This is a genomic window from Cyanobium sp. Copco_Reservoir_LC18 (assembly GCF_009834675.1).
GTDB classification, from domain to species: domain Bacteria; phylum Cyanobacteriota; class Cyanobacteriia; order PCC-6307; family Cyanobiaceae; genus Cyanobium; species Cyanobium minutissimum.
Window position 1 is genome coordinate 58,082 of record NZ_ASAC01000009.1, and the last position, 20,590, is coordinate 78,671.

The 20,590-nt window shown below is 72.2% G+C and carries 20 protein-coding genes; 13 read left to right on the forward strand and 7 right to left on the reverse strand.

Features of this window, described 5'->3' with window-relative positions; translation table 11 throughout:
- Window positions 1–69 precede the first annotated feature (69 nt).
- The 9 genes from L107_RS03870 (at window position 70) to L107_RS03910 (ending at window position 8,722) form a co-directional block, all read left to right on the forward strand.
- Entirely contained in the window at window positions 70–1,104 is a 1,035-nt protein-coding gene (locus L107_RS03870) for a hypothetical protein (RefSeq protein WP_159816535.1), read from the forward strand.
- Window positions 1,101–1,859, forward strand: coding sequence for a phosphoribosylaminoimidazolesuccinocarboxamide synthase (purC, locus tag L107_RS03875; protein WP_159816536.1), 759 nt, complete (start codon window positions 1,101–1,103; stop codon window positions 1,857–1,859). Before L107_RS03870 ends, purC begins: the two co-directional genes overlap by 4 nt.
- Window positions 1,860–1,903: 44 nt before the next feature.
- Entirely contained in the window at window positions 1,904–4,327 is a 2,424-nt protein-coding gene (locus L107_RS03880) for a BamA/TamA family outer membrane protein (protein WP_159816537.1), read from the forward strand.
- Window positions 4,327–5,199, forward strand: coding sequence for a UDP-3-O-acyl-N-acetylglucosamine deacetylase (gene lpxC / locus L107_RS03885; protein ID WP_159816538.1), 873 nt, complete (start codon window positions 4,327–4,329; stop codon window positions 5,197–5,199). The genes L107_RS03880 and lpxC overlap by 1 nt, the downstream gene beginning before the upstream one ends.
- A 97-nt stretch (window positions 5,200–5,296) precedes the next feature.
- On the forward strand, window positions 5,297–5,725 hold the full coding sequence (fabZ, locus tag L107_RS03890) for a 3-hydroxyacyl-ACP dehydratase FabZ (protein WP_043327381.1): 429 nt from the start codon (window positions 5,297–5,299) through the stop codon (window positions 5,723–5,725).
- Window positions 5,726–5,744: 19 nt separating this feature from the next.
- Window positions 5,745–6,551: an acyl-ACP--UDP-N-acetylglucosamine O-acyltransferase gene (gene lpxA, locus L107_RS03895; protein ID WP_159816539.1), complete on the forward strand. Its 807-nt coding sequence runs from the start codon at window positions 5,745–5,747 to the stop codon at window positions 6,549–6,551.
- On the forward strand, window positions 6,551–7,750 hold the full coding sequence (lpxB, locus tag L107_RS03900) for a lipid-A-disaccharide synthase (RefSeq protein WP_159816540.1): 1,200 nt from the start codon (window positions 6,551–6,553) through the stop codon (window positions 7,748–7,750). The genes lpxA and lpxB overlap by 1 nt, the downstream gene beginning before the upstream one ends.
- Window positions 7,741–8,367 (forward strand): peptide-methionine (S)-S-oxide reductase MsrA, encoded by a 627-nt coding sequence (msrA, locus tag L107_RS03905; RefSeq protein ID WP_159816541.1) that lies wholly within the window; start codon window positions 7,741–7,743, stop codon window positions 8,365–8,367. Before lpxB ends, msrA begins: the two co-directional genes overlap by 10 nt.
- Window positions 8,368–8,518: 151 nt before the next feature.
- Window positions 8,519–8,722 (forward strand): hypothetical protein, encoded by a 204-nt coding sequence (locus L107_RS03910; RefSeq protein ID WP_159816542.1) that lies wholly within the window; start codon window positions 8,519–8,521, stop codon window positions 8,720–8,722.
- An 8-nt stretch (window positions 8,723–8,730) separates the two neighbouring features.
- Here the strand turns inward: L107_RS03910 and L107_RS03915 are convergent, their stop codons facing one another.
- The 5 genes from L107_RS03915 to L107_RS03935 form a co-directional block, all read right to left on the reverse strand.
- Window positions 8,731–9,006, reverse strand: coding sequence for a hypothetical protein (locus L107_RS03915; RefSeq protein WP_106220326.1), 276 nt, complete (start codon window positions 9,004–9,006; stop codon window positions 8,731–8,733).
- 84 nt (window positions 9,007–9,090) lie between these two features.
- Window positions 9,091–10,593 (reverse strand): leucyl aminopeptidase, encoded by a 1,503-nt coding sequence (locus tag L107_RS03920; RefSeq protein ID WP_159816543.1) that lies wholly within the window; start codon window positions 10,591–10,593, stop codon window positions 9,091–9,093.
- 48 nt (window positions 10,594–10,641) lie between these two features.
- Window positions 10,642–11,259, reverse strand: coding sequence for a GIY-YIG nuclease family protein (locus L107_RS03925; RefSeq protein ID WP_159816544.1), 618 nt, complete (start codon window positions 11,257–11,259; stop codon window positions 10,642–10,644).
- Window positions 11,256–11,942, reverse strand: coding sequence for a hypothetical protein (locus L107_RS03930; RefSeq protein ID WP_159816545.1), 687 nt, complete (start codon window positions 11,940–11,942; stop codon window positions 11,256–11,258). The genes L107_RS03925 and L107_RS03930 overlap by 4 nt, the downstream gene beginning before the upstream one ends.
- A gap of 33 nt (window positions 11,943–11,975) precedes the next feature.
- Complete coding sequence (locus tag L107_RS03935; RefSeq protein ID WP_159816546.1) at window positions 11,976–12,683, reverse strand: DNA-binding response regulator; 708 nt, start codon at window positions 12,681–12,683, stop codon at window positions 11,976–11,978.
- 177 nt (window positions 12,684–12,860) lie between these two features.
- On the opposite strand from L107_RS03935, the gene L107_RS03940 reads away from it, so the two are divergent.
- The 4 genes from L107_RS03940 (at window position 12,861) to pyrF (ending at window position 16,736) form a co-directional block, all read left to right on the forward strand.
- On the forward strand, window positions 12,861–13,184 hold the full coding sequence (locus tag L107_RS03940) for a DUF1825 family protein (protein ID WP_106220321.1): 324 nt from the start codon (window positions 12,861–12,863) through the stop codon (window positions 13,182–13,184).
- 6 nt (window positions 13,185–13,190) lie between these two features.
- Window positions 13,191–14,600, forward strand: a complete 1,410-nt coding sequence (locus tag L107_RS03945; RefSeq protein WP_159816547.1) for a flavin monoamine oxidase family protein — start codon at window positions 13,191–13,193, stop codon at window positions 14,598–14,600.
- A 154-nt stretch (window positions 14,601–14,754) separates the two neighbouring features.
- Window positions 14,755–15,984: a tyrosine--tRNA ligase gene (gene tyrS / locus L107_RS03950; RefSeq protein ID WP_159816557.1), complete on the forward strand. Its 1,230-nt coding sequence runs from the start codon at window positions 14,755–14,757 to the stop codon at window positions 15,982–15,984.
- Window positions 15,984–16,736 carry an orotidine-5'-phosphate decarboxylase gene (gene pyrF, locus L107_RS03955; RefSeq protein ID WP_159816548.1) on the forward strand — a complete coding sequence of 251 codons (753 nt, stop codon included), beginning with the start codon at window positions 15,984–15,986 and terminating at the stop codon, window positions 16,734–16,736. The genes tyrS and pyrF overlap by 1 nt, the downstream gene beginning before the upstream one ends.
- Before the next feature lie 22 nt (window positions 16,737–16,758).
- On the opposite strand, the gene L107_RS03960 is transcribed toward pyrF, so the two are convergent.
- A complete protein-coding gene (locus tag L107_RS03960; RefSeq protein ID WP_159816549.1) occupies window positions 16,759–18,777 on the reverse strand; it encodes an EAL domain-containing protein in 2,019 nt (672 codons plus the stop codon).
- 381 nt (window positions 18,778–19,158) lie between these two features.
- Window positions 19,159–20,481: a hypothetical protein gene (locus L107_RS03965; protein ID WP_236550496.1), complete on the reverse strand. Its 1,323-nt coding sequence runs from the start codon at window positions 20,479–20,481 to the stop codon at window positions 19,159–19,161.
- Window positions 20,482–20,590: the final 109 nt, after the last annotated feature.

The window sequence follows — 20,590 nt, forward strand, 5'->3', positions numbered from 1 at the left end:
TCCGGCCCCGTCCCGCCGGCGCTCCGGGGGCGGCGGCGGCGATGGTCGGGACTGGACGTTCTGGGAGCCGTGGCCGCCCTGGGCCTGATCACGGGGATCGGCCCGGGGGCAGCCCGGGCCGCCACCCCCGGGCCGGCGCCGACGCCCCCGGCCGCTGCGGCTGAGCCGGTGCCGGAGGAGGCGGAACGTCCTCAGCTGCTCAGCGACGCGGAATTCGCCGACCTGCTCCGCGATGGGGATCTGGAGCAGCTCGACGCGGCCTGCCGGCAGAGCGCCGAGGCCGACCAGATCGAGCGCCTGCGGCAGCTGCAGCAGCGCCTGCTGACGCTCCATCCGGCCCCCCAGCCCCTGGAGGTGGTGCTGGCGAACGCCGATGTGCTGCTCAGCTGCCGGGCGCCCAGTGAGGCCATGGATGTGCTCAACCGCTTCGGACCGGCCGCCGGAGCGGAGCGGGTGCAGTGGCTGCAGCTGCAGTGGCGGGCCGCCGCCGCCGGGCTGGACCACCGCCGGGCGGCCCTGGCACTGGAGCGCCTGAGGAAGGAAAGTGGCACCTCCCTCGAGGCCATCGACCTGCCGCTGCAGCGCCGGGAGGATGGCACCGTCATCAGCCGTCCGGCCCTGGAGCTGCTGGCCCTGCATCTGGAGTCGCGGGGTTTCCCCCGGGTCGGTGGCGAACTGCTGGTCCGGGCCCGCCAGGGCGGCCTGGCGGGGGCCCTGCGCCTGCAGCAGGCGGTGGGGCTGCTGGCGGAGCTGCCGGCGTCCCAGCGGGAGGCCCTGCTGGAGGAGGCCCTGGAGCAGGCGGCGGCGGCGGGCGCCTGGGGGCTGGTGGCGGAGCTGCTGGACACCCAGGCCGCCCTGCCGTCGGATCGGGCCGTGGCCCGCCGCCTCCGGCTCAGCGGCCGCATCGATGACGCCTACGGCGAATGGCGCTGGCGGCGCGAGGATCCCGCAGCGGCGCCGCGCACCCGCCAGCTGGAGATCCGGCTGCGCTCCCCCCGGGATCCGGGCGGCCACGCCGCCGATCTGCCGGTGCCGGCGACGGAACCGGCCCAGACTTCTGCTCCGTCTCCTGCCCAGACCCCGACGCCGACCCCTGCCCCATGACCCTCTCCCCTGCCACCGGCCCCCTCCTCTACGAAGGCAAGGCGAAGCGGGTGTACACCACCGACCGGGAGGACGTGGTGGCCGTCGAGTACAAGGACGACGCCACGGCCTTCAATGCCCTCAAGAAGGCCCAGCTCCTGGGCAAGGGGGCCCTGAACTGCCGCATCTCGGCCCTGCTGTTCGAACATCTGGAGGGGCTGGGGGTGCCCACCCACTACCTGGGATTGCACGGAGAGAACTGGATGATGGTGCGTCCGGTGCGGGTGGTGCCGGTGGAAGTGGTGGTGCGGAACATCGCCGCCGGCTCCCTCTGCCGCCAGATGCCGATGGCGGAGGGTACCCCCCTGGACCCGCCCCTCCTGGATCTTTATTTCAAGGACGACGCCCTGGGTGACCCCCTGCTGAGCGAAGCCCGGCTGGAGCGCCTGCAGCTGCTCACGCCCGACCAGCTGGAGGCCGTCCGGACCCTGGCCTTCCGCGTCAACGACGGCCTGCGCGATCTCTTTGCCCGGGTGGAGCTCGAACTGGTGGATTTCAAGATCGAACTGGGGTTCACCGCCGACGACATCCTGGTGGTGGCGGATGAGATCAGCCCCGACACCTGCCGCCTCTGGAAACGGGCGGTGAGCGATGCGCAGGAGCGGATCCTGGACAAGGATCGATTCCGACAGGACCTGGGCGGTGTTGTCGAGGCCTACGGGGAGGTCCTCAAACGGGTCCAAGGGGTCTGTCCCGAACCACGGGTCTACGGGTAAGGTCAGCGGGATTTTGCGGCCTGGCCGCACTGCAGACGACATCCATGATTGGCGTTCGCCTCGGCAGGCCCCACATCCTTCGAAGCGTCACGCCCCGGGCGGCGACCGCCTCCCTTCCTCTCCTGGTGGCCCTGCTGCTGGCCGGAGGCCAGGCCCGGGCCGCCGAAAGTCCCCCCGGCCAGGGCCAGACCCCCGCCGGCTCCCAGGTCCAGCCCCCCACCGGCACCGTGGCCCAGGCCGGCGCCGATCCCTTCGCCGACCCGCCGCAGGCCACCCCGCCGGCGGGAGCGACCCCGGTGACGCCCTCCCCCGGCGCCAGCCCCGCTCCGGCCCCTGCACCCACCACCACCCCCGGGGCCACCCCCGGCCCGCCCGCCGCCAGCGACGACCGGCCCGGTCGGCCTTCCCTGGCGCCGGCCCCCGCCCCCTCCGCCTCGGCCGAACCCCGGGTGCTGATCAGCGAGGTGGTGATCGAAGGCCTGGCCGACCATCCCGAGGCTGAGCGGCTCGAGCTGGCGGCCTATGGCGCCATGGCGGTGACCCCCGGCAACAGCATCACCCGCAGCGAGCTGGAACGGGACCTGCAGGCCATCTACGCCACCGGCTGGTTCTCCGACGTGCGCATCCAGCCCCAGGACGGCCCCCTCGGGGTGCGGCTGGTGGTTTCGGTGGTGCCCAACCCGGTGCTCACCAAGGTGAGCCTGGATCCGGCCGACGCCAAGGTGCCGGAGACCGTGGTGCAGGACACCTTCGCCGGCGATTACGGCAAGACCCTCAACCTGGTGACCCTGCAGGGCCGGATGCAGGAGCTGCAGAAGTGGTACGCCGATCAGGGCTTCTCCCTGGCCCGCGTCACAGGCCCCTCCCGGATCGGACCCGACGGGGACGTGCAGCTGCTGGTCCGTCAGGGCACGGTGAAGGGCGTGGAGGTCCAGTTCCTCAACAAGGAGGGATCGGCCACCAACGACAAGGGTCAGCCCATCAAGGGCAAGACCAAGGAATGGGTGATCACCCGGGAGATCTCCATCAAGACCGGCGAGATCTTCAACCGCCGCAACCTGGAGGACGACCTCAAGCGCCTGTATGGCACTGGCCTGTTCAGCGACGTCAAGGTGACCCTGCGCCCCGAACCGGAGGATCCCGGCTCGGTGGTGATCGTGCTGGGGGTGGTGGAGCAGTCGACCGGCTCCCTGTCGGGGGGTCTGGGCTACAGCCAGAGCCAGGGGGTCTTCGGCCAGATCCAGGTGCAGGACAGCAACCTGTTCGGCCGGGCCTGGGACCTCTCGACCAGTTTCACCTATGGCCAGTTCGGCGGCCTGGCCGACATCTCCTTCAGCGATCCCTGGATCAAGGGGGACAGGTACCGGACTGCCTTCCGCTTCAAGGCCTTCGTCAGCCGGGATGCCCCCCAGGTGTTCCAGAGCCAGAACAACGGCAACTTCTTCACCGTCTCCGACTTCTACCAGGCCCCGGGCACCCAGGTCGCCTACAACATCTTCTCGCCGTTCAACCCCCTGCTCGAGGCCTTCCCGTCGGTGACGGCGGCCCGGATCGCCGCCGAGACCAACGGCCAGAACCTCAGCTGGTTCCAGTTCGACGGCAACAGCGTGCTGATCCAGCGCGTCGGCGCCAACGTCCAGTTCGTGCGTCCCCTCAACGGCGGCAACCCCTTCAAGCGGGCACCGTGGACCGTGCTGCTGGGGCTGACCGGCCAGGTGGCGACGCCGATGGACTTCTCGGGCACCTCCCGCCGCTTCGCTCTGGCCACCCCGAACGAGGCCACCTCGCTGCTGGCCGCCCCCACCAGTTCGATCATCTGCGTGGCCTTCAACTGCGCCGCCCGCAACCAGCTGGTGGGCCTGCGGCTGGCGGCGACGATGAGCACCCTCAACGATCCCCGCAACCCCACCCAGGGCAACTTCCTCAGCATCGGCACCGAGCAGTTCTTCTCGGTGGGCCCCGATTCCCCCACCTTCAACCGGATCCGGGGCAGCTTCACCCACTACATCCCGGTGCGCTGGCTGAAGTTCTACAAGGGCTGCCGGCCGAAGGCCGGCGAAACCGAGGACTGCAAGCAGGCCCTGGCCTTCCAGGTGTCCGCCGGCACGGTGATCGGCGACCTGCCGCCCTACGAGGCCTTCTGCCTGGGCGGCGGCAACTCGGTGCGGGGCTACTTCGACTGCGATCTGGGCGTCGGCCGCAGCTTCGGCGAGGCCACGATCGAGTACCGCTTCCCCCTGTTCAGCATCGTCAGCGGCGAGCTGTTCATCGACGGCGGCACCACCTTCGGCAGCCAGGCCAAGGTGCCGGGCAACCTCGGCGGCCTGCTCAACAAGCCGGGCTCCGGCTTCTCGATCGGCACCGGCCTGATCGTCACCACCCCCGTCGGCCCGCTGCGCCTCGAGGTGGCCAGCCAGGACTTCACCGGCGAGTGGCGCTTCAACCTCGGCGTGGGCTGGAAGTTCTAGTGACCAGCTGGCCCAGCGACTATCGCCAGGCCTGGACCCTGCGCTCCAGCGTGGAGCGCTCCGGGGTCGGGCTGCACAGCGGCGCCGTCTCCCGGGTCCGCCTCGGCCCCTCGGAGCGGCCCGGCTACTGGCTGGGCTGGCTGGACGCCCCGGATCTGCCGATGCAGCGCCTCGGCCCCACCCAGGTCAGCGACACCCGCCTGTGCACCTGCCTGCAGGTGGGTGAGCGCCGCCTGGCGACGGTGGAGCACCTGCTGGCGGCCCTGGCCGGCACCGGGGTGAGCCAGGCGGAACTGTGGGTGGACGGGGAGGAGATCCCCCTGCTCGACGGCTCCGGCCTCCCCTGGGTGGAGGCGATCGCCGAGGCGGGCCTCAGCGACCGGGGCGAGCGCCTCGAGCCGCCGCTGCCGCCGCTGCCCCTCACCCTGGGCCAGGGGCTGGGGTTCGTGGCGGCCCTGCCCAACGAGCGGCTGCGCCTGGCGGCGGCGATCGAGTTTCCCCAGGCGGCCATCGGCCGCCAGCTCTATGCCATCGATCTCACGCCGGAGAGCTTCGTGTCCGAGATCGCGCCGGCCCGCACCTTCGGCTTCCGGGAGCAGGTGGAGCAGCTGCTGGCCGCGGGCCTGATCCGGGGCGGTGCCCTCGACAATGCGCTGGTCTGTGATGGGGACGACTGGGTGAACCCGCCCCTGCGCTTCGCCGACGAACCGGTGCGCCATAAGCTGCTGGACCTGCTGGGAGATCTGGCGCTGGTGGGCCTGCCGAGGGCCCACGTCTTTGCCTACCGCGGTTCCCATGGCCTGCACACCGCCATGGCCGCGGCCCTTGCGGCCCAGGCGCCCCGCATGCCCGTACCCGTACCGACCCACTGAATCCTTGACCGTTCTTCCCTCCGCCGCTCCCGAGGCCGCCACGGCCGCTGCCCCCGCCACGCCCGCTGGCCTTGCCGCTGACGCGGCCCGGGCCGTGGTGCTCAGCAGCGAACAGATCCTCAACCTGCTCCCCCACCGCTATCCCTTCGCCCTGGTGGATCGGGTGGTGGAGTACGTCCCCGGCCAGCGGGCGGTGGCCCTCAAGAACGTCACCTTCAACGAGCCCCAGTTCCAGGGCCATTTCCCCGGCCGGCCCCTGATGCCGGGCGTGCTGATCGTCGAGGCCATGGCCCAGGTGGGGGGCCTGATCGTCACCCAGATGCCCGATCTTCCCAAGGGTCTGTTCGTCTTCGCCGGCATCGACGGGGTCCGCTTCCGCCGGCCCGTCGTGCCCGGCGACCAGCTGCTGATCACCTGCGAACTGCTCAGCCTCAAGCGCAAGCGCTTCGGCAAGGTGCACGCCACCGCCACGGTCGATGGTGAGCGTGTCTGCTCGGGCGAGCTGATGTTCTCGCTCGTGGACTGACGCGATGTCGAGTGCAGCCATGGCGACATCCGTCCACCCCACGGCCCTGGTCGACCCAAGGGCCCGGCTGGCGCCTGGGGTGGAGATCGGCCCCTACGCGGTGATCGGTCCGGAGGTGGAGATCGGCGAGGGGAGCCGCATCGGTCCCCATGTGGTGATCGACGGGCGGGTGCGGATGGGCAAGGGCAACCGGATCTTCCCGGGGGCCTGCATCGGCCTCGAACCCCAGGACCTCAAGTACGGCGGTGCCCCCACCGAAGTGGTGATGGGCGATGAGAACACGATCCGGGAGTGCGTCACCATCAACCGCGCCACCGCTGAAGGGGAGCGGACCGTGCTGGGCAACGGCAACCTGCTGATGGCCTACAGCCACATCGGCCACAACTGCCAGCTGGCCGATCGCATCGTCATCGCCAACGGGGTGGCGGTGGCGGGCCACGTGGTGATCGGCGAACGGGCCGTGATCGGCGGGGTGCTCGGCATCCACCAGTTCGTCCACATCGGCAGCCTGGCGATGGTGGGCGGCATGAGCCGCATCGACCGCGATGTGCCTCCGTTCATGACGGTGGAGGGCCATCCCGGCCGCATCCGGGGACTGAACCGGGTCGGGCTGCGCCGCAGCGGCATGGCCCAGCTCGATGACGGCGCCCAGTTCCGCCAGCTCCAGGATCTCTGGACCCTGATCTACCGCAGCGATCTGGTGCTGGCCGCCGCCCTGCGCCAGGCCCGGGAGCGGCCCCTGCTGGCCGCGGCCGATGAGCTGTGCGCCTTTCTGGAGGCCTCGGTGGGGCCGGGCCGGCGCGGACCGCTGCCGGCCCAGCGCTGATGGTGCGACTGCTGGTCAGCACTGGAGAGGTCTCCGGTGATCTGCAGGGATCCCTGCTGGTCCAGGCCCTGCACGAGGAGGCCGCCCGGCGGTCCCTGCCGCTCGATGTGGTGGCCCTCGGCGGCAGCCGCATGGAGCGGGCGGGGGCCCGGCTGCTGGCGGACACCACCAAGCTCGGGGCCATCGGCCTGTGGGAACCGATTCCCCTGGTCATTCCCACCCTCAAACTGCAGGCCCGGGTGCGGCGCTGGCTGAAGCAGCACCCCCCCGACGCCGTGGTGCTGATCGACTACATGGGGGCCAACGTGAACCTGGGCCTGCGCCTGCGGCGGCTCTACCCCCAGGTGCCGATCACCTATTACATCGCTCCCCAGGAATGGGCTTTCCGCCTCGGCGACGGCGGCACCACCCGGCTGATCGGCTTCACCGACCGCATCCTGGCGATCTTCCCGGAGGAGGCCAGCTTCTACGCCGCACGGGGCGCCCAGGTCACCTGGGTGGGCCATCCCCTGATCGACACCCTGCAGCAGCGGCCCTCGCGCCAGGAGGCCCGAGCGCGGCTCGGCCTGCCGGCGGAGGCGCCGGTGCTGTTGCTGCTGCCCGCCTCGCGGCGGCAGGAGCTGCGCTACCTGCTGCCGCCCATGGCGGCCGCGGTGGCCCTGCTGCAGCGGCAGCATCCTGATCTGCAGGTGCTGCTTCCCGCCGGCCTGCCGGGCTTCGAGGCGTCCCTGCAGCACGCCATCGAGGCTGCCGGGGCCACCGCCGTGCGGGTGATCCCGGCCGGTGAGGCCGACGGACTGCGGCCGCTGCTGTGTGCCGCCGCCGATGCCGCCCTGACCAAATCCGGCACCGCCAACCTGGAGCTGGCCCTGCGGGGCGTGCCCCAGGTGACGGGATACCGGGTGAGCCGGCCCACGGCGTTCCTGGCGAAACACGTGATCCACTTCAACGTGGCCCACATTTCCCCGGTGAACCTGGTGCTCGGTGAACGGCTCGTGCCGGAACTGCTGCAGGACGACTTCACCCCGGAGGCCATCCTGGCGGCCCTGCTGCCCCTGTTCGATCCGGCCTCCGGCGCACGGGAGCGGGTGCTGGAGGGCTACGTTCGTCTCAGGCAGAAGCTCGGTGAGCCGGGCGTCACGCGCCGGGCCGCGACGGCGATTCTGGAACCCTTCCCGGGACACCCCCCATGCGATTGATCGCCCTGGTGCTTGGTCTGCTGCTGGCCCTCGGCGGGCCGGCGGCCCCGGCCCTGGCGGCCACCGAGGAGGCCGTGCTGGCCGGCGGCTGCTTCTGGTGCCTGGAACATGATCTGGAGGTGCTCCCCGGGGTCCTCGACGTGGAGAGCGGCTACAGCGGCGGCAAGGGGGCCAACCCCACCTACCGGCAGGTCTCCGCCGGGGGAACGGGCCACCAGGAGGTGGTGCGGGTGCGCTTCGACAACACCGAGATCCGCTACGACACCCTGCTTCGGGCCTACTGGCGCAACATCGATCCCTTCGACGGCGGCGGCCAGTTCTGTGACCGCGGCGATTCCTACCGGCCCGTGATCTTCACCACCAGCGCCAACCAGGCCGTGGAGGCCCGCAACAGCCTGGTGGCGGCGGCCCGGGAACTGGGCAAACCGGCGGCGGCGATCAAGGTGGCGATCCGGCCCCTGGCGAAGTTCTGGCCGGCCGAGGGGTACCACCAGAACTACGCCAAGCGCAATGGCGTCCGGTACAACTACTACCGCTGGTCCTGCGGCCGCGACCGGCGCCTGGACGCCGTCTGGGGCCGGCGGGCCCGCACCAGCCAGCGCTGGAAGGGCGGCTGAGCCCATCGCCGGTGCCCCTCCGCCTGGCTCCTCAGGCAGGGCGGCATGCGTTGTGATGCTGCTCACACGCCGGGGAAACCGCACGGCCCCTCCCCCCTGTTCCAGCCTGGAAAATGCCTTAGCGTTTGAACCATCACCGGAGGGCCTCTGTATGTATCTGCTGACCATCCGGGACGGTCTGCAGACGCGCCACATCGGGCCCTACGCGAGCCCCAGGCAGGCGTCCGACGACCTCGACAAGCTGCAGGCCACCTGCGGCGACAAGGCCACCTGGCAGATCCACCGTCTCGAATCCCCCGCCGAACTGCACGCCCCCACCCCGGGCAGGGGCGACATCGAACCGGTGGCGGTCTGAGCGCTGGCTCAGGCCCGGGGCGGGGTGCGGGGATAGCCGCGCAACAGGCCGCTCTCGACCATCAGCCCCACACCGGCGTTGATCAGGATCAGGCCGAGGGCCCCGTACCAGACCCAGGGGCCGGCCTCCGGCAGGGACTGGCCCTGGTCGGCCGCCGCCGCCAGGGCCGACCAGGTCTGGATGCCCTTGCGGATCACCCCCTCCCCGAACAGACAGAGTCCGGCGGGGAGCAGGAGCACCCCCAGCTGGGCCTTCACGTACCAGCGGATCTTGTGAACGGCCATGGGGCGATGCGTTGTCTGGTCTGGAAGCAAACCTAGGCCGCAGACTTCGGCCGCCAGGGCCGCCGGGGACGGCGGCCTCGCCGTTCAGGCCGCGGCGCCGGCCACCAGCCAGGCCACCAGGGTGCGCACCCCGAAGCCGGTGGCCCCCGCCGGATCCAGCCCCCTCGCCTTGTCGCTCCAGACGGTGCCGGCGATGTCGAGGTGGGCCCAGGGCAGCCCCCGGGTGACGAAGTCCTGCAGGAAGAGGGCGGCGGTGATCGAACCCCCGGGCCGCGGCCCGGTGTTCTTCATGTCGGCGACGTGGCTCTTGAGCCCCTTCCTGTAGGAGCCGCGCAAAGGCATGCGCCAGAGGGACTCGCCACCGGCCGTGCCGGCGGCGATCAGGGCCTCGGCCAGGCCGTCACTGGGGGACCAGAGTCCGGCGATCTCCTCGCCGAGGGCGATCACGCAGGCGCCGGTGAGGGTGGCGAGGTCGACGATGGCATCGGGCTCCAGGCCGCAGGCGTAGACGAGGGCATCGGCCAGGGTGAGGCGCCCCTCCGCGTCGGTGTTGTTGATCTCGATGGTCTTGCCGTTGGAGGCGGTGAGCACATCACCCGGGTGGATGGCGCCGCCGCTGATCATGTTTTCGCAGCTGGCCACGATCACGTGCACCTCCAGTCCTGCGGGACGGATCTCGGCGATGGCGCGGGCGGCCCCCAGCACGGCGGCGCTGCCGCCCATGTCGTACTTCATCATCTCGATCTGGGAGCCGGCCGTCTTGAGGTTGTAGCCGCCGGAATCGAAGGTGAGTCCCTTGCCCACCAGCACCACCCGCCGGGTCACCGGCTCCGCGGACCGGTAGGTGAGATGGATGAATTTGGGGGGCAGGTCGGAGCCCTGGGCCACCCCCAGGAAGGCGCCCATGCCGAGGGCTTCGCAGTCGGCCCGCTCCAGCACCTTGAGCTCGAGACCGAAGGCGTCGGCGATGGCGGCGGCCTCATCGGCCAGCGACTGGGGGGTCGCCTTGTTGGGCGGGGCCGCCACCAGCCGCCGGGCCAGTTCCACACCGCTGCAGGTGGCCGCCACATGGGCCAGGCCCGCGGCGGCCGCCTCCGCCAACCCCAGCAGGGTCACCTGGTGGGGCAGGGAGCGGGGCTCGGTCTCGCTCTTGAAGCGCTGGTCGTCATAGAGGCCGAGCCGCACCGCCTCCGCCATGGCCGCCGCCGCCGCCGCCGGCTCAAGCCCCTCCAGGGGGAACCAGAGGCCGAGGTCCTCGGCACCGGCGGCGGCGGCCGTGCGGGCCGCCCCGGCACCGGCCTGGCGCAGGGCCTCGAGCCCGAACTCGGCCGGATCCCCCAGGCCCACCAGGATCAGCGTGGCCGGGGTGCCGCCGGGCCGCTCCAGGGTGAGGGTCTGGCCTGTCTTGGCCTCGAAGCGGCGGCGCTGCAGCCAGCCCTCGAGGGCTTCCCCCACCAGCTCCTCCACGGGGCCGCGACCCGCACCGGCGCCGCCGGCGAACAGTCCCACCACCAGGGTGTCCCCCGTCCAGATCTCCGTGAGGGGCCGGGGGGCGTCCCGGTCGACGGCAAGACAGCGAAACTCCATGGACCCAGCGCAGGCGGCCCGTGATCGTAGCCAGCACCGCCCTGGCGTTCAGGCGGGATCGGCCGTGAACGGGGTGGACCAGCGGTCCCGGGTCTCCTTGTTGAAGGGGGGCAGCCAGCGGCGGATCAGGGCCTGCTCCAGGGCCCGGCGGGGGGCGACCGACGCCGGCACGTCCGACCAGAAGCGGATGCTCGGCCGGGCCTCCAGGCCTGCCCGGGCCAGGGCCTCGCCGTAGGCCGCCAGGTAGTCCTTGCAGTCGTGGTCGCCCTTCCAGCGCTGGTCGGCCCGGCCCGTCTCGCCGACGTAGAGCAGCAGGGGCAGGGCCAGCTGCGGCGGGCGATCCATCACCAGGTAGAGGGCCGCCCCCCGCTGGGGAGGCCGGGGCCAGCGCCAGAAGGACAGGCTCTGGGGGCTGAGGCCGAGGGGATTGAAACGCCGCGCCTGCTCGAGGGGATCACCGGGGTCGGCGGGGACGGGGAACAGCTGGCCCTGCAGGAGGGGAACGCGGTCAGCGGCGGCGGCACCTGTGGCGGCGTAGAGCGGCGCCTGGTGGTCGGCGAGACGGGCCTGCCAGGCCAGCAGCTGCTCCCGCCCCAGCGGCAGGGACGGGGCCGGCGCCGCGCCGGCCACCGCGGCCGCCGGAAACAGTTCCCCCTGGCGGCTCATCGGATCCGCCTCCGGGCCGGGGGCAGCACCGGGCCCGGGGCGGCGTCGTAGCGGAACCGGCCGATCCAGCCCTCCACCTGCCCGGGGGAGAGCTCCAGGCGGTGCTGGAGATCGGCCAGATCCCGGAAGGGCTCCCGGGCCCGCTCCTGCAGCAGCCAGCGGCAGCGCTCCGGCCCCAGGTCGAGCCGCTCCTGCAGCAGCCGCTCGGACGCCTGGTTGATCGCCAGCGGCGGCGGCGGCACAGGCCTGGGATGGCGCCGGCGACAAAAGCGCAGCACCGGCAGCCAGGTGCCCACCAGGGCGGGAGGAACCTGCAGGGCCGCCGCCAGATCCCCGGGGCCCGACCACTGCTGACCCTCGCCCTGGAGGCGGACCAGCCGGTCCACCAGCTGGGGCGGGCAGCCGGGCAGCCGCAGCCAGTCGCCGGCCTCGGCGAGGTTGACCTCGAGGCTCCAGCCCAGGGCGGCCGCCTGGCGCACCTCGGTCCCATCCCGGAACCGCAGGGTCGGGTTGAGGGCCAGCTTGAGGGCGAGCAGCTCCCGTTCGACGGCCTCCTCGACCCCCACCCCGGCATCACCGGTCCCCGCCGGGGTGGCCCCGGGCCGTGGCGGGAGCGGCGGCAGCTGGCCGGTGGCCTCGAGAAGGTGGCGGGCCAGGGGATCCAGCCAGTGGCTTCCTGCCATGGAGGTCCGAGCGCTCGCACGTCGGGCCTGAAGCTAGCGGTTGCCTCCGGGTCGGGGCCAGTCGACCAGGCCCAGCTGCAGGCCGATGACCACCGCCTGGATGCGCCCCCGGACCCGCAGCTTGAGCAGCACGTTGCGCACGTGGGTCTTGACGGTGTCGACCGAGACCATCAGTTCCCCGGCGATCTCGTGGTTCGTCAGGCCGTGCACCACCCGCTCGAGCACCTGCCGCTCCCGGGGACTGAGCGGCTCGGCGGCGTCGCCGCCGGGCTCCTGGTCCGCCAGCGCCGCCCCCAGCAGGCAACGGTCGAGGTAGACGCCACCGCCGAGCACGGTGTGCAGGGCCTGCAGGCCGGAACCATGGAGCAGGCGCGACTCCGCCACGATGCCGTCGCAGCCCGCCTGCAGGGCCCTGCGGATCCCGGCGAGGCGGTGCTCCTGGGACACCACCAGCAGGGTGCGGATCTCGGGGTGGCGCTCCTTGGTCTGGACCACCAGGTCCACGCCGCAACCCTCCTCCAGCCGGTCACTGACCAGCACCAGCGTGGGCCGATGGCGGCGCACCTGGGCCAGCCCTTCCGACGCCGTGGTGGCGGCCCCCAGTATCCGGGCGGGCGTGCCCATGAGCAGGGTGATCTGGGCCCGGCTGCCCAGGCACAGCACCAGCCGGACCCCGTTCAGCAGCGCCAGTCCCCGGCTGAGGTCGTCACGCACCTGGGGCAGCAGGGGGGTGAGGTCCACGGGCGCAGGGGCGGGGACACCCCCAGAGACGGGGCATTGGTCATCCTCACCAGGGGATGGGCCGCAATTCGGTATCCGGCGTGGCGGGCCGGGGGAAGCGATACGTGGATCCGCACTCCCCAGGCCTGCCCGGGCTCTGCAGAATCGACCTTTCCCGCCGTCCGGAGCACCCTCCCCATGGCTTTCTTCGACTCCGAGATCGTCCAGGACGAGGCGAAGCGGCTGTTCAGCGACTACCAGCAGCTGATGCAGCTGGGCAGTGAGTACGGCAAGTTCGACCGTGAAGGCAAGAAGCTCTACATCGAGCGGATGGAGGAGATGATGGAGCGCTATCAGGTGTTCATGAAGCGCTTCGAACTGTCCGAGGATTTCCAGGCCAAGCTGACCGTGGAACAGCTGCGCACCCAGCTGGGCCAGTTCGGCCTCACCCCCGAGAAGATGTTCGACCAGATGACCCTCACCCTCGAGCGCATGAAGAGCCAGCTCGACGCGGCGGGCTGATCCGACGTGCGGGACGTCATCGTCGTCGGAGCGGGGCTGGCCGGGCTGGTGGCCGCCAGGAATCTGCGCAGGGCCGGCCTGTCGGTGCGGGTGATCGAAGCGGCGCCGGCGGTGGGGGGGCGCATGGTGCGGGCGCCCCTGACGCTGGCCGGCCCCGGGCCCTCCGGGGCCCGGCCTCCCGCCTGGATCGACCTGGGCGGCCAGTGGGTGGGCGCCACCCACGGCCGCTTCCGCTCCCTGCTCGAGGAGCGGGGCCTGCGCCGGTTCCCCTCCCCCCACGACGGCGAGACCGTCCTCTGCTTCGGGTCCCATCGCTGCACCTTCAGCGGCTTCTTCCAGGGGTTTCCGGAGGGGCAGCCGCCCTCGGTCCCCTCCCACGACTGGGACGATGCCATGCAGGCCTTCGGGCGCTTCCAGGAGCTGGTGGCGTCCCTGCCGGAGGGCCATCCCCATCACCATCCCGACGCCGCCGCCCTCGACCGGGTGAGCTTCCAGGACTGGATCGAGGCCCACACCCACACCCCCTTCGCCGCCTGGTACTTCGCCTACTTCTGCCGGGCCGTCGGTTTTCTCGGGCCGGCGGAGCCGGACCAGGTGTCGCTGCTGCACGTGGCCTGGGGCCAGCGCACGGCGCCCCAGGGCGACCACCCCGAGGAGGAGCTGATCCACGGCGGTGCCGGCCAGCTGCCGGCGTTGCTGGCCGAGGGCCTGGGGGACGACCTGGTGCTGGGGGAACCCGTGCGGGAGATCCATCAGCCCGAGGGCTCCTCCGGCCCCGATCCGGAGAGCGCCATCACGGTGACCACCGACAAGGCCAGCCACCAGGCCCGGGCGGTGATCGTGGCCATGCCGCCGGCGATGGCCGCCGCGATCCACTTCACGCCCGGGCTGCCGGCCGATCGGCTCGCCCTCCAGGAGGGCATGGCCATGGGCCGCTGCACCAAGGTGCTGGTCGCCTACGGACGCCCCTGGTGGCGCGAGGCCGGACTGGCCGGCATCGGCATCGGCGATCGCCCCTGGGTGGAACTGTGCGCCGACAGCTCCGATCCCGAAACCGGTCTGGGGGTGATCGCCGCCTTCGTGGCGGGCCGCCGCCAGGAGCGCTGGTCAGCCCTGGACGCCGAGCAGCGCCGGGCGGCGGTGCTGGAGGATCTGGCCGCCTACTTCGGCCCGATGGCGCTGGAGCCGCTGGACTATGTGGAGAAGGACTGGCCGCGGGAGCCGTTCGTGGGCGGGGCCTTCGCCGGCTGGATGCCCCCCGGGCTGTGGACCCGCAGCGGCGATGCCCTGCTGCGGCCCCACGGCCGGGTGTTCTGGGCCGGCACGGAGGTGGCGGAGCGCTGGCCGGGCTTCTTCGAGGGTGCGGTGACCAGCGGCGAGCGGGCCGCGGCCGACGTGGTGGCCCTGCTGGGCTGAGCGACCGGAGCACCCCGGCTGCCTACCATCCCCCCCAGGCAGGCGGCTGGTGTCGATGGGGGAAGCGGAGCACGCGAATCAAGCGGCGCCTCAGGCGGTACCGCCGGGAGCGCCACTCACGGTGCCGCCCCTGGCCGACGCCCTGGCCCGGGGCATGGCCGACCTGTTCCCCGCCGGCAAGGAACCCGACCCGGATCAGCAGCTCGAGGCGCGGCTGGCGGAGGCGGAACGCCAGGGGCGCCCCCTGCGGGTGAAGCTGGGCATCGACCCCACCGGCAGCGACATCCACCTGGGCCACAGCCTCCTGTTCCGCAAGCTGCGCGCCTTCCAGAACGCCGGCCACACGGCGGTGCTGATCATCGGCGACTTCACGGCCCGCATCGGCGATCCCACCGGCAAGAGCAGCACCCGCGTGCAGCTCGACGCGGCGGCGGTGGAGGCCAATGCCGCCACCTACCTGGCCCAGCTGGGCCAGGGCCAGCCCCCCGAGCGCTCCCTGCTCGACTTCGAGACCCCCGGCCGGCTGGAGGTGCGGCGCAACTCCGAGTGGCTCGCCGGCCTGGCGCTGCCCCAGGTGATCGAGCTGCTGGGCATCAGCACCGTGGGCCAGATGCTGGCCAAGGAGGACTTCGCCAACCGCTACGGCTCGGGCACCCCCATCAGCCTGCACGAGTTCCTCTATCCCCTGCTGCAGGGCTACGACTCGGTGGCCGTCGCGGCCGACCTGGAACTGGGCGGCACCGACCAGAAGTTCAACGTGGCCATGGGGCGCGACATGCAGCGCCATTTCGGCCAGCGCCCCCAGTTCGGGCTGCTGCTGCCGATCCTGCCCGGCCTCGACGGGGTGCAGAAGATGAGCAAGAGCCTGGGCAACACCGTGGGGCTGATGGAGGACCCCCTTTCGATGTACTCCAAGCTCGAGAAGGTGCCGGACGCGGTGGTGGAGGACTATCTCACCCTCCTCACCGATCTCGACACCGCCGCCCTGCCCGCCAGCCCCCGGGAGCGGCAGAAGGCCATGGCCCTGGAGGTCACCGCCAGCCGCCACGGGCGCGAGGCGGCGCTGCAGGCCCAGGCGGACGCGGCCGCCCTGGTGGCCGCCGGCCCCACCGGCGCGGGAGGGACTGGGAACGGCTCCCAGGCGGACAGCGTGCCCGAGGCCTCCCTGGCCGGGCTGGCCTTCCCCCTCAAGGCGTTCTATCTGCTCAGTGCCCTGCAGGTGTGCGCCAGCAGCAGCGAGGGGCGGCGCCAGATCCAGGGGGGCGGCGTCAAGCTCGACGGCGAGAAGCTCAGCGACCCCAACCAGGTGTTCGCCAGCGCCGAGGAACTGGCCGGCAAGGTGCTGCAGCTGGGCAAGAAAACCTTCCGGCGGCTGGTGGCCTGATGGCCGACGCCGAACCCACCGCCCCGACCGCGGAGCCCACCCCGGACCCGGCAGACCGGATCATCCTCGCCCTTGATCGCCCCGACGCCGACGCGGCCCTGGCCCTGGCGGCGGCGATTCCGGAGCTGCGCTGGGTGAAGGTGGGCCTGGAGCTGTTCACCGCCGCCGGACCCGCCGTGGTGCGGGAGCTGCGGCAGCGGCGCCTGCGGGTGTTCCTGGATCTGAAGTTCCACGACATCCCCGCCACCATGGCCGGCGCCTGCCGCAGCGCCGCCCGGCTGGGGGCCGAACTGATCACCGTGCACGCCTGCGCCGGCAGCGAGGCCCTCGCCGCCGCCCAGGCCGCGGCCGTGCAGGGGGCCGCCGAGGAAGGCCTGCCCCCCCCCACCCTGCTGGCGGTGACCGTGCTGACCAGCTGGGTTCCCGACCGCTTCCGCCGCGAACTGGCCATCGAAGCCCCGCTGACGGCCTATGCGGGCCAGTTGGCGCTGCTGGCGGCGGCGGCGGGCGTCACCGGGGCCGTGTGCTCCCCCCACGAGGTGGCCCGGCTGCGGGCGGCCCATCCGCGGCCCTTCACCCTGGTGACCCCCGGAATCCGCCCCGCCGGCAGCGACCGGGCGGACCAGCGGCGGGTGATGACACCGGCGGAGGCGGTGGCGGCCGGTGCGACCCAGCTGGTGATCGGGCGACCGATCAGCGGCGCCGCCGACCCGGCGGCGGCCTTCGCGGCCTGCTGCGCCGAACTGGACTGAATCAGCTCCGCCCGGCAGGGCCCTACGGCGCCAGGGGAGCTGCCTTGCCGTAAAGCCAGCCCTGACCGTGCAGCCAGCCCTGGGAGGTGAGCAGGCGGGCCTCCTCGATGGTTTCCACCCCCTCGGCGACGGTGTCGAGCTCCAGGCCTTCGGCCACTCCCACCAGCGCCTGGGACAGCCTCAGGGTCCTGGTGTCCTTCGCCCGCATCGCGCAGGTGAAGGAGCGGTCCAGCTTCAGCCCGGCGATCGGCAGGTCGCGGAGATGGCTGATCGAGGAGTAGCCGGTGCCGAAATCATCCACATACCAGCGGATTCCACGGCCGGCGAGCTGCTGCATCTGCTGCCGGATCCGTTCGGTGACGGTGACCAGGGCCGTCTCGGTGACCTCCAGGTGCAGCCGGTCCGGGCTCACCCCGGCGGCTTCGAGGGCCTCCGCCACCAGCTGGGGGTGGTCGGGCTGGGCGAGGGTGGCCGCCGACACGTTCACCGCCATGGTGAGCCGACCGGGCAGCCGGGAGAGGGCCGCCAGGGCCTGGCGCAGCACCAGCCGATCGATCCGGTCGATCAGGCCGCGGCGCTCGGCGCAGGGAAGGAATTCGCCCGGAGGGACCTCGATGCCATCGGGCCGCACCCAGCGGGCCAGGGCTTCGTAGCCGGTGACCTCGCCGCTGGCGAAGCAGACGATCGGCATGAACCAGGCGGCGAACTCCTCCATCACCAGCCCCCGCTGGATCTCGGCCGCGAACAGCAGGCGGGTATGGGCCTCGGTGGCCAGGGCGTCGTCGAGCAGGGCGAAGCAGTTGCGACCCCGGGCCTTGGCCTGACGCATGGCGAGGCTGGCGTCCCGCAGCAGCTCGTCGGGGAGGGCAGCGGCGGCGGCGGTGGCAATGCCGATGCTCACGGTGGGATCGATGGGCTGGCCACCGATGGTGATCGGCGCCCGGCAGGTCGCAAGGATCCGCTCGGCCAGGTGGGCGGCCTCGGCCGCAGACGCCAGATCGCTCAGCAGCACGATGAATTCATCGCCGGTGCCCCGGCCCACCTGGTCGGGATCGCCGACCTCCCGGACGATGCGCGCCGCCAGGAAAGCTAGCAGCTGGTCGCCGCCGGCATGGGTGAGGGCATCGTTCACCGGGGTGAGGCCGTCGACGCCGATGCTGAGCACCGCCAGCATCGAATCGGTGCCCGCCTGCCGGTCGAGGGCCTGCCGGATCCGCGCCAGGGCGACACGGCGGACGGCCAGGCCGGTGACGGCGTCGTGGTGCTGGCTGTGGTCGAGCTCGGCGCGGATCGTGACCCGGTCCTGGATGTCGCGGAGGCAGAGCACCCAGGCCCCGCCGCTCCCCTCCGGTGCCGGCCGGACGCTGCCCCCCATCCAGCACCAGCCGTCGTCGGCACGGCGGATCCGCAGCTCGCCCTCGAAACGGCCCCGGTCGCGCGGGCCGAGGCCGGCGCGCAGGGCCCGGCAGCGGTCATCGCTGTGGACGAACGCCATGGCGGGTCGGCCGACCAGGGCGGGGGGCGACCAGCCCAGGAGCGCCTGCACCGATTCCGAGACCCAGAGAATCCGGTGATCGGCGTCCACTTCGATCACCAGATCGGAGGCATGGCCGGCCAGCAGGTGATGGCGCCGCTCCAGCTCCGAGAGCCGCCGACGCAGGTCGGCCGGTTCATTCGCCCCGCTCCAGAGACAGCAGAGCCACCCGCCGGCGGGAAACAGGCGCAGGCCACGGGGTGCCCCCGGGGCCTCCCCCGGGCGACCAGGGGCGGGGAGTTCCACGGTCTGGCCCAGCTCGAAGGCCCGGAGGCCGTGCTCGAACAGGTCGCCAGCGCAGTGGGAGGGATGGAGATCCAGCAGCCGCGCCCCCACGATCCGCTCCGGCTGACGGCCATGGAGGCGGCAGGCCGCCCCGTTGGCATAGGTGCAGATGAAATCCTTGATGGTGCCGGCGGCACCTCTCTCGGGCCGCAGCAGCAGGAACGGATCCGGCAGGGCATCGAGGACCGGATGACTCCCGGCCGGCGCGTGCGCAACCTCCATGGGAGGTTCGGGGAGGGGGAGTCCCGGGGGCTCCGGCGCGGTCGTCAACCTCTCCAGGAGGGGTTCACAATCCCCAGAAGTATCGCTGATCACCTTTTTGTGTTTTCTCTGCCGAGAGACCGGATGCAAAAAGGGAAACGTATCGGAAAAAACCATCGAAACCGTTCACCATCTCCATGGGACGTGATGCGGATTCAAAGCAGAAGCGCTGTGGTGAAGAAGCGCTTGAGCGGCAAATCTCCAGGAATCACTCCAACAATGCTAGTGGATCTTCCCGACTCAGGCCGCGTGCCGGGATCCGCGTTGACACCGGCGGAAGCGATCGATTCCCGGCAGATAGTGGTGCCGATGGGTGGTCCGGAAGCCCAGGATCCGGGCCCATCAGGCATCCGGCCGTCGCGACGTCGCATCGGCCCCGGCCGCCTCGGCCCGCTCCAGCTGCCGGGCCGCCCAGCGCCCGAAACGTCCGGAGCCGGCCAGTTGCTGGCGGAGCCGCTCCATCTCGTCGCGCCGCTGCTGCCTCCGTTGCTCCTCGCTGGGCACCCGGTCCTGAAAGGGCACCCGGGAGCGCGCCGCCAGCCAGGCCCCCAGCTGGCGCAGGGAGGTGGGACCCGTGGCGTCGTCATCGATCCGCAAGGGCGGATCGGGGGGCCGGATGGCCTGCAGCCGGTAGGAGCGGTCGCCGTCGGAGTCGACCCGCTCGATCAGCTCCAGGGCCCGGGCCTCCCCCAGGGTGCGCAGGCGGTTGCCGAAACGGCGCTGCAGCACCAGCAGCCGCGGCTCCAGCCGCCATTCCAGGCGCCCCAGGCCCAGCCACAGCTGACCCCATCCGCCGGCCAGGGCCAGCAGGGCCAGCGGAATCCCCAGGGCCCAGAACCCCGGCCAGGCGGGGCCGCCACGGATCAGCAGGGCCAGCAGGCCCCACAGCACCAGGTTGACCAGGCCCATCACCAGGCGCTGCTGCCGGCGCAGGGCCGGATCGGGCACCAGCAGCGGGCTGCCGAAGGAAGGGGTGAGCTCCCGCCAGCCCGCCGGCAGCACGGCCAGTGCCGGGGGCTGCTCCCGGGCCGGGGCCGGGGCGTCGGGCGGCGGCCGCAACCCCAGGAGCCGGTTGAGCTGGTCGGCGGCCTCCTGGCGCTGGCGCGGGCTGCCGAGGCGGGTGAGCTCGATGCTGCGGCCGGCCCGCTCGGCCATCAGGGGTCCACCCCAGGCGCCGGTCTGGGCCAGATGGAAACGCCGGATCTCCTGGCGGGGCAGCGCCCGACGGTGGCGGAAGGGCCCACGCTGGGCCTGGAGCAGGAGGCTCCCGTCCGCTCCGAACACCAGCCGGTCCTCCGACCAGAGGGCGCCCAGCACCTCCCGCAGGGCGACGGCACCGCCGAAACTCCACAGGCTCAGCCACACCAGCAGGAACAGCAGCGCCGGCAGGGCCCACTGGCCGGAGGCCAGCCCGCCCGTGAGCAGCCGCCACAGGACCCACAGGGCGAAGATCTCCCCCGCCAGCCAGCCGCAGAGCCAGATCGACAGGAAGGCCGCCACGAAGAAGCGGCCGGGACCCTGGGGGCGGAATCGGTAGCTGGTGGTGGTAGTGCCGATGCCGTCCTTCACCACCGCCACCCCGCCCGCGCTGATGGGCCCATGCTGACGAGGTTTCTGCAGCGCGGCATCGCGATCCGCTGCGGCGCGGGGTCGAGCGGTGTTCAAGCCAGCAGCTGGATGTCGCCGGCTCCGCCCACGCTCAGCCCCCTCACCCCCTCCAGCAGCACACCCTGGCCGCCCTTCCCGGCGAAGCTCACGAAGGTGCCGTTCTGGT

Excerpts from the sequence above, each read along its gene's own strand:
- L107_RS03880 (WP_159816537.1), top strand. The coding sequence starts at position 1,904 with ATGATTGGCGTTCGCCTCGGCAGGCCCCACATCCTTCGAAGCGTCACG.
- L107_RS03920 (WP_159816543.1), bottom strand. The coding sequence starts at position 10,593 with ATGGAGTTTCGCTGTCTTGCCGTCGACCGGGACGCCCCCCGGCCCCTC.
- msrA (WP_159816541.1), top strand. The coding sequence starts at position 7,741 with ATGCGATTGATCGCCCTGGTGCTTGGTCTGCTGCTGGCCCTCGGCGGG.
- purC (WP_159816536.1), top strand. The coding sequence starts at position 1,101 with ATGACCCTCTCCCCTGCCACCGGCCCCCTCCTCTACGAAGGCAAGGCG.
- lpxB (WP_159816540.1), top strand. The coding sequence starts at position 6,551 with ATGGTGCGACTGCTGGTCAGCACTGGAGAGGTCTCCGGTGATCTGCAG.
- L107_RS03925 (WP_159816544.1), bottom strand. The coding sequence starts at position 11,259 with ATGAGCCGCCAGGGGGAACTGTTTCCGGCGGCCGCGGTGGCCGGCGCG.
- tyrS (WP_159816557.1), top strand. The coding sequence starts at position 14,755 with ATGGCCGACCTGTTCCCCGCCGGCAAGGAACCCGACCCGGATCAGCAG.
- L107_RS03940 (WP_106220321.1), top strand. The coding sequence starts at position 12,861 with ATGGCTTTCTTCGACTCCGAGATCGTCCAGGACGAGGCGAAGCGGCTG.
- pyrF (WP_159816548.1), top strand. The coding sequence starts at position 15,984 with ATGGCCGACGCCGAACCCACCGCCCCGACCGCGGAGCCCACCCCGGAC.
- L107_RS03930 (WP_159816545.1), bottom strand. The coding sequence starts at position 11,942 with ATGGCAGGAAGCCACTGGCTGGATCCCCTGGCCCGCCACCTTCTCGAG.
- L107_RS03960 (WP_159816549.1), bottom strand. The coding sequence starts at position 18,777 with ATGGAGGTTGCGCACGCGCCGGCCGGGAGTCATCCGGTCCTCGATGCC.
- lpxA (WP_159816539.1), top strand. The coding sequence starts at position 5,745 with ATGGCGACATCCGTCCACCCCACGGCCCTGGTCGACCCAAGGGCCCGG.
- L107_RS03910 (WP_159816542.1), top strand. The coding sequence starts at position 8,519 with ATGTATCTGCTGACCATCCGGGACGGTCTGCAGACGCGCCACATCGGG.
- L107_RS03915 (WP_106220326.1), bottom strand. The coding sequence starts at position 9,006 with ATGGCCGTTCACAAGATCCGCTGGTACGTGAAGGCCCAGCTGGGGGTG.